Origin of the sequence: Streptomyces durbertensis, assembly GCF_014156695.1 — a bacterium.
In the GTDB taxonomy this organism is placed as follows: Bacteria; Actinomycetota; Actinomycetes; order Streptomycetales; family Streptomycetaceae; genus Streptomyces; species Streptomyces durbertensis.
In genome coordinates this window covers 1-5,863 of sequence record NZ_WMLF01000345.1, presented here as the reverse complement: position 1 = coordinate 5,863, position 5,863 = coordinate 1, and the positions used below count along the sequence as shown (strand labels likewise).

At 66.8% G+C, this 5,863-nt stretch carries 6 protein-coding genes, 1 tRNA gene and 1 pseudogene; 2 read left to right on the top strand and 6 right to left on the bottom strand.

The features are described from left to right. The 4 genes and pseudogenes from GL263_RS19880 to GL263_RS19865 form a co-directional block, all read right to left on the bottom strand. Positions 1–552, bottom strand: a pseudogene (locus GL263_RS19880) (hypothetical protein); the annotation flags it as partial. Continuing rightward, entirely contained in the window at positions 549–1,223 is a 675-nt protein-coding gene (locus GL263_RS19875) for a GGDEF domain-containing protein (protein ID WP_182857091.1), read from the bottom strand. The gene GL263_RS19875 and the pseudogene GL263_RS19880, both read right to left, overlap by 4 nt. Then, entirely contained in the window at positions 1,220–1,489 is a 270-nt protein-coding gene (locus GL263_RS19870; RefSeq protein ID WP_182857090.1) for a DUF6284 family protein, read from the bottom strand. The genes GL263_RS19875 and GL263_RS19870 overlap by 4 nt, the downstream gene beginning before the upstream one ends. 96 nt (positions 1,490–1,585) lie before the next feature. Then, on the bottom strand, positions 1,586–1,738 hold the full coding sequence (locus GL263_RS19865; protein ID WP_182857089.1) for a hypothetical protein: 153 nt from the start codon (positions 1,736–1,738) through the stop codon (positions 1,586–1,588). Positions 1,739–2,534: 796 nt separating this feature from the next. Here GL263_RS19865 and GL263_RS19860 point away from each other — a divergent pair. Continuing rightward, entirely contained in the window at positions 2,535–3,668 is a 1,134-nt protein-coding gene (locus tag GL263_RS19860; protein ID WP_500294569.1) for a helix-turn-helix domain-containing protein, read from the top strand. Here GL263_RS19860 and GL263_RS19855 read toward each other — a convergent pair. Then, complete coding sequence (locus GL263_RS19855) at positions 3,652–4,440, bottom strand: NUDIX domain-containing protein (RefSeq protein ID WP_182857092.1); 789 nt, start codon at positions 4,438–4,440, stop codon at positions 3,652–3,654. The genes GL263_RS19860 and GL263_RS19855 overlap by 17 nt on opposite strands. 101 nt (positions 4,441–4,541) lie before the next feature. Continuing rightward, entirely contained in the window at positions 4,542–5,570 is a 1,029-nt protein-coding gene (locus tag GL263_RS19850) for a pentapeptide repeat-containing protein (protein WP_182857088.1), read from the bottom strand. A 163-nt stretch (positions 5,571–5,733) separates the two neighbouring features. Between GL263_RS19850 and GL263_RS19845 the strand changes: the two genes are divergently transcribed. Further along, positions 5,734–5,827, top strand: a tRNA-Tyr gene (locus GL263_RS19845). The last annotated feature ends 36 nt before the right edge of the window (positions 5,828–5,863 follow it).

Sequence of the window (5,863 nt, the reverse complement as noted above, 5' to 3'; positions counted from 1 at the left end):
GGCTACCGCTGCCCGTTCGGCCTCGGCGCAGAGGAGGGCGGACGCCTCTCCGCCCGCCTGCTGGAGAACTACCTCACCGACCCCTCCAGCGGTGTGGGCACCCCGGCCGCGGTGATCCTGGAGGTCGGCGGCGCGGGCTTCTGCTTCGACGTCTCGGCCGGCCTGGTGGACCACGATGCGGCGGGCGAGGAACGCCATGCCTTCTGCGGCGGCGGTCATGCCCATGGGCGTGAGGCCGTAGACGACTTGCTGGCCGAGGCTGTCGGCGGCGGTGACCGCCATCGCGGACGCGGCGGCCGGCAACAGCCACAACCCGGCCCGGATCACGGCCGGCGCGGACTGGCCGAGCATGGTCAACCCGAGCAGCACCAGCGCGAGAACAGCGGTGGCACCCTCGCCTGCGGCGACCGCGCCGACGGCCGTTCCGTCGCCGTAGGCGGCGGCGATGTTGGTGTAGGTGCCGATACCGCCCCCGATGCCGGTGGCCAGCATCGGCACGAACGCCACACCAAGGACGATCTTCTGCGGCCGGGTCAGCTGCTTGCCGGTCATGACGCCTCACCACCCGGCACCGCGCTGTGGTGGTGGGTGCCTCGGCGGCCGGCGCGGCGGCCGTTGGCCGTCGACCGGGTCGGAGCGGGTCCGTCGGCGACATACCAGCCGCCCCCGCCGCGCTTCGCGGTGTACATGGCCTCATCCGCCCGCCGCAGCGCCAGCGACAGACCCGGGGCGGGAAGGTCGGCGGTCAGGCAGGCGCCGATGGAGGCGCCGACGGACACCGTGTGCCCGTCGCGCCACAGCGGCGCGCACAGGCAGTCGTGGAGGCCGCGCAGCAGCCACGGCACCGCGACCGGATCCGGGAGGGGCAGAGCGGCGGCGAACTCATCCCCGCCGAGACGCGCCACCACGGCGCCGCGCCGGTCCGCGAGCGTGTCGGTGAGTTCGGCGAGGGCGGACGCGGTGCCCCTCAGGACGGCGTCGCCGGCAGAGTGGCCGTGGTGGTCGTTCAGGTGCTTGAAGCCGTCCAGATCGATGACCAGCACCACCGCCGGACGACGGGCCACCAGCCGCGCCGCCTGCCGCTCGAACGCCGCCCGGGTGGGGAGACCGGTCAGCGGGTCCCGGCGAGCACGGTGCAACTGACGCCGCAGCCACACCGAGTGCACCGACCAACCGGCCGCCACCGGCGCGGCGGCGGCGAGGGTGGGGAGCAGGGTGCTCATGCCGCACCCCCGGACTGCGTCGCACCGGCGGCGCGGTTGGCCAGCGCGCGTCGGGCGGCGAGCGCCCGGCGGTTGGCCCGGCGCATGCGCTGGGTGTCCAGCTCGGTCGGGGTGCGGTCAAGCGTGATGATGTGCGCGTCCAGCAGGTCGACCTCCGCCAGGATGGCCGGCATCTCCTGCTCGATCGCGTCCAGTTCCGCGTCCGTCGGTGCGATCCAGTCGGCGAACGCGGTAACAGCGGTCGCGACGGTGACGATGTGCCTCATTGGGTCGTGTCCCTTTCGCTGTGAACGGCCCGAAGAAGGCGGCTCCGGTGTGCCAGCACCGGAGCCGCTTGCCGTCGTGTGTGGGTGGTGCTCGGTTCAGTCGCGCTCGTCGGTGCCGTGGGCGGCGTTCAACTCCGCGATGGCGTCCTCGCACTCACCGGACTCGATGCGGTCGTAGATCCGCTGGCTCCGCGCAACCGCGTCGGGCGTGGTCAGGTCGGTCTGCTGCTGCGACTTCGTGTCGAACATGGCGCTCCTGACGTGTCGTTGGTGATGGAAACCGGCCGGTGACACCGGCCCCGGCTCCCCGCACTCCCGCCCGTACGCCGCCCACGCAGAGTGGGGACGGACGGGCGAGAGAGGCAGCCGGCCGCAGCGTCAGCGCTGCGAAACCAGGAATCGGACCTGCAAGCTGAAGGGGTGCCGCTGGTCGGTCCGTTCTCGCGGCACCCCTGGTATGTCGTCGGTTCACACCGAACTCCCGTGGTCGCAGGGAATCGACTTGATGTCTCGCGGCTCCGGACGCGCCTTGCTCCGCCTCCCTCCGACGGCGCGCCGTTGCCGAGCCGCTCAGACGTCACTCGCTGAACGGCGCCTCCCATCCCTCGCGGGTGTCATGGACCGGGTGCAGCCCAATCACCGGGGTTCCCGTGCTCCGTTCCCTGGGACCGCGCCCGAGGGTCAGACCAGCGGCTTAGCCGGTGACACCGATCGATCCGTGAAGACGACGGACTTCTACGTCTCCCCTGCCGCTCGGAGCGCGTGTAAGCGCATCCGGCGGGGTCGTTCCGCGCACCAGGAACCGGAGCCAGCTCCGGAGAACTGGTGCGCACCAGTAGAGTGCATCTGGTGCGCACCAGAGTCAAGCTGGTTCGCCATTTCGGGTGGCGTCCGCTCCCTGTGCTGCCCCTCCAGAAGACCGCTGGGAGAGGGGGTCCCGGTAGCCAACAGCGCTTAACAACGGGCCTGTTAACCCCTGTTGACCTGCGGAGATGTGAGGCATCATGAGAAGGCAGTGACCGGAACCAACGCCGGGCGGTGGCCTGTGAGTTCAGGACTTCGAGGTGCGCGAGCCGCGCGCGGCTGGTCGCAGGAGCGGCTGGTTCGCGAGATCGAGCAGTACGCCCGACGGCACCTCACCGACGTCGCGTCGACCGCGAGTCTGCGGGTGTACGTCTCGGAGTGGGAGAACGGGAAGCGCACCATCTCCGACCGCTACGCCGAGATCCTGCGTCGCCTGCTCGGAGCGACGGACGCCGAGTTGAGGGGCGGCGCGAACGTCGGCGGCCCACCTGCTGCCGACGGCTACGACGAGCTGTTGAGCCGGATTGACTCGGCCACGAGCGTCAGCGAATCCATGGTGAAGGCGTTCAACGACCAGACCGAGTTGTTGCGCACCATGGATCGCCAACTCGGGGCGTCCGGCCTTGTCGACCAGATGACGGGCCACCTGGCCCGGCTTGAGGACGCGCTGAACTTCGCCGTGCTGCCGAACACGCGCCGGCCCGTGGCCCTCGCGCTCGCCGGAGCGTCGACCCTGGCGGCGTGGCAGGCGATCGACTCGGGCGCCGTGGAGCGAGCCTGGCGGCATTACGAGTTGGCGAAACGAGCGGCGCGCGACGCCGAGTCGCCCATGTACCTCGCCCACGCCATGGCGGAGCAGGCATACGTGTTGTGTGAGGCCGGTCGGCCAGCACTCGGGATCGAGCTGGTTCGCGACGCGCAGCGCACTCTGGGGACGGCAGGAACGCCGCGGCTCCGTGCCTGGCTGCACGCCGCTGAAGCGGAGATGTGCGCCCACGTTCCGGGAATGGCCGATGACTGCCGGCGTGCGCTGGATGCGGCCACGGCGAGCATCCCGCCGGGCCCCGAAGACCGGGACCCCGACATGCTGAGCATCTTCCTCAACGACGCCCATCTGTCTCGCTGGCGCGGCAACGTCCTCGCCTTACTGGGTGACGAAGAAGCGGTGACCAGCCTCTATGCCGCCTTGGAAGTCGCCGACCCGACGTTCGTCCGAGCGCAGGCCGGGATGCACGCTGACCTCGCCCAAGCTCACCTGGCACGAGCCGAATACGGCGAAGCGAGCACCCACGTGAGACAGGCGCGACTGCTGGCGAGCCGCACCGGATCGGTGCGGCAACGCCGTCGCGTCGACCTGCTCAGCGCACGGCTGTGACTCCCGGCTTGCCGCGGTTCGCCAGGATGTGGAGCAGAGCCACGAGGGTCCCGGAACCCATCAACTCACCGCGAGCCATGAGCCCGGGAATGTCGGCCAGCGGAACCCACTCGATGTGGCCGGCCTCTTCCAGATCTGTCGGAGAACCGACCTGCTCAGCTCCATGACCGACGAAGATTTCGTGCGGCGAGTCGACCATGCCGACCATCGGTTGGTAGGTGACCACGTGCTCAAGCGACTTCGGTCGCCAGCCCGTCTCCTCCACAACCTCCCGCAGCGCCGTCTCCGCAGGGTCCTCGCCCTCATCCACGATGCCGCCGGGAAGCTCCCAACCGAACTGCTGCGGAACGAAGCGGTACCGCCACATCATCAGCACACGGTCCCGGTCGTCCAGGACCGCTGTGATCGCGACGTGGTGCAGCCTCACGACGTGATGCTCGAACCGCTTCAACCCGGGCGGCTCCACGTCCCAGAGCTGAAGCTTGACCCACCGGTTGTCGTACACGTCGCGCTCACCGTGGACGCGCCAGGGCTCCACCCCCTCCGGCTGCTGAACGCTCACCGCACCCGGCACCCGGTACGAACTCCGTCCCCGAACCTCCAACTTCCCTTCGGAGACGAGGCGAGTGAGCACCTGCCGCAGGGCCGTACGCCCGATGCTGAGTTCCTCCACAAGCGTCCGTTCCGAGGGGAGCTTGTCGCCGGGGGCGTACTCGCCCGACGCGAGCCGCGTAAGAAGCGTCTCGTAGACCTTGGTTGTCTTCGGTCCCATCTGCGGAGCACTCTCCGTTCTTAAGGCGGCGTGCATGATATCAGCGTAGACGCGCACGCGTCCGATTCGCCCTCCCTCGGGAATGAGAGACTGATCGACGATCAGTCATTGCCAGCAATTCTTTCGGTCAAGCGCTGATCCGAAAGGATGGAGTCGGAGAATGAGGCACCTTTCAAATCTTCGGCCTCCATGACCATCGCAGGTGAAAGTCCGCTGCACTCTGAGAATACAGCTTCGCGCAAGTAGGCGTCTTTGAGGTTCAAGCCCATGGAGAACTGCGAGCCTGACCAGTCAGTAAAGGCCGCCTGTGCGTGGGACAGGTCTATTCGACTATAGGCAAACAGCTCGCGAAAGTGGGCGTCGTTTAGAAAGGTCGACCTCATGTTAACGCGGTCCCAGCTAGAGTTGAAAAAGCTCGCCTTGAAGAAATTCGCCTGTGAGAAATCTACTGCGGTTAGAAAGGAGTTGTCTAGGGTGGATCCCGAGAAGTCAACCTTGGCGAAGTTGCAGTTTGTGAGTTCGCAGCCATGAAGGTATGAGTGCCTCAGGTCAATTTCGAAATCCTCGTTTCTGGTTGGCCTGTGGCCGATTATATTCAGGGCGGCTTGAACGTCGGCGGCGGGTCGGCGTGATCCCGTACCGCTGGGTTCTGGTGGGTCGGTCGGTTCGACGGCAAACTGGCGCACGAATGCCGCCAGGACCTTCACGATGGTGTCGTGATCCTTTGGCGAGTCCTTCATTATTCGCTCAAGTGCGTACAGCCCGCCCAGGCGGCTCGTGGGTCGCTCTGAAGACAGGAGTTCGATCGCCTTTACGTATCGATCATTGACTTGTTGCTCCGATGTGAGGTCGGCCTGCTTCTGCGCCGTTCTCTCGGTCACGGCTAGTGACGCTCTGGTTAGCTCGGCCTGTTCAATGGATGTCTTTTGTGAGTGCTCTAGGACGGCTCTCGAATGTTTAAGGTTGCGATCTGTATAGAAAAGGCCCAGGGCGGCTATTATGCCTGCGCCTACAGCTACCAGTGCCGTACGCATTCCTGTCACGACTGCGGCGGACCCCGGTGTTGCTTCTGAAAGGTGACTCTCGTCGAGCCACCAGGGAAGTCGCCAGATTGCGAACACGAAAAGCATAAGTCCCACGGTGATCAGTGAGACGCGCGCTGCCGGGTGACGCAGTCGGTCTTTCAGTCGTAGGTTCACCCCTACATCTCACACCACCGCTACAGACTTAGCACCCCGTTTGCGGCTACCTGTCAGCGGAGTCGCTACGGGGTGGCTGTGGGGCCCGGAGCTTGTCTGCGAGCGTTGGTGCTGGTTACTGCACTCTCCACGCGCGGACTGTAAATCTGCCGGCTCAGCCTTCCCAGGTTCGAATCCTGGCGCCGCCACAGGAGTGGAAAACCCCCTCTGACCGGTCGAAAGAC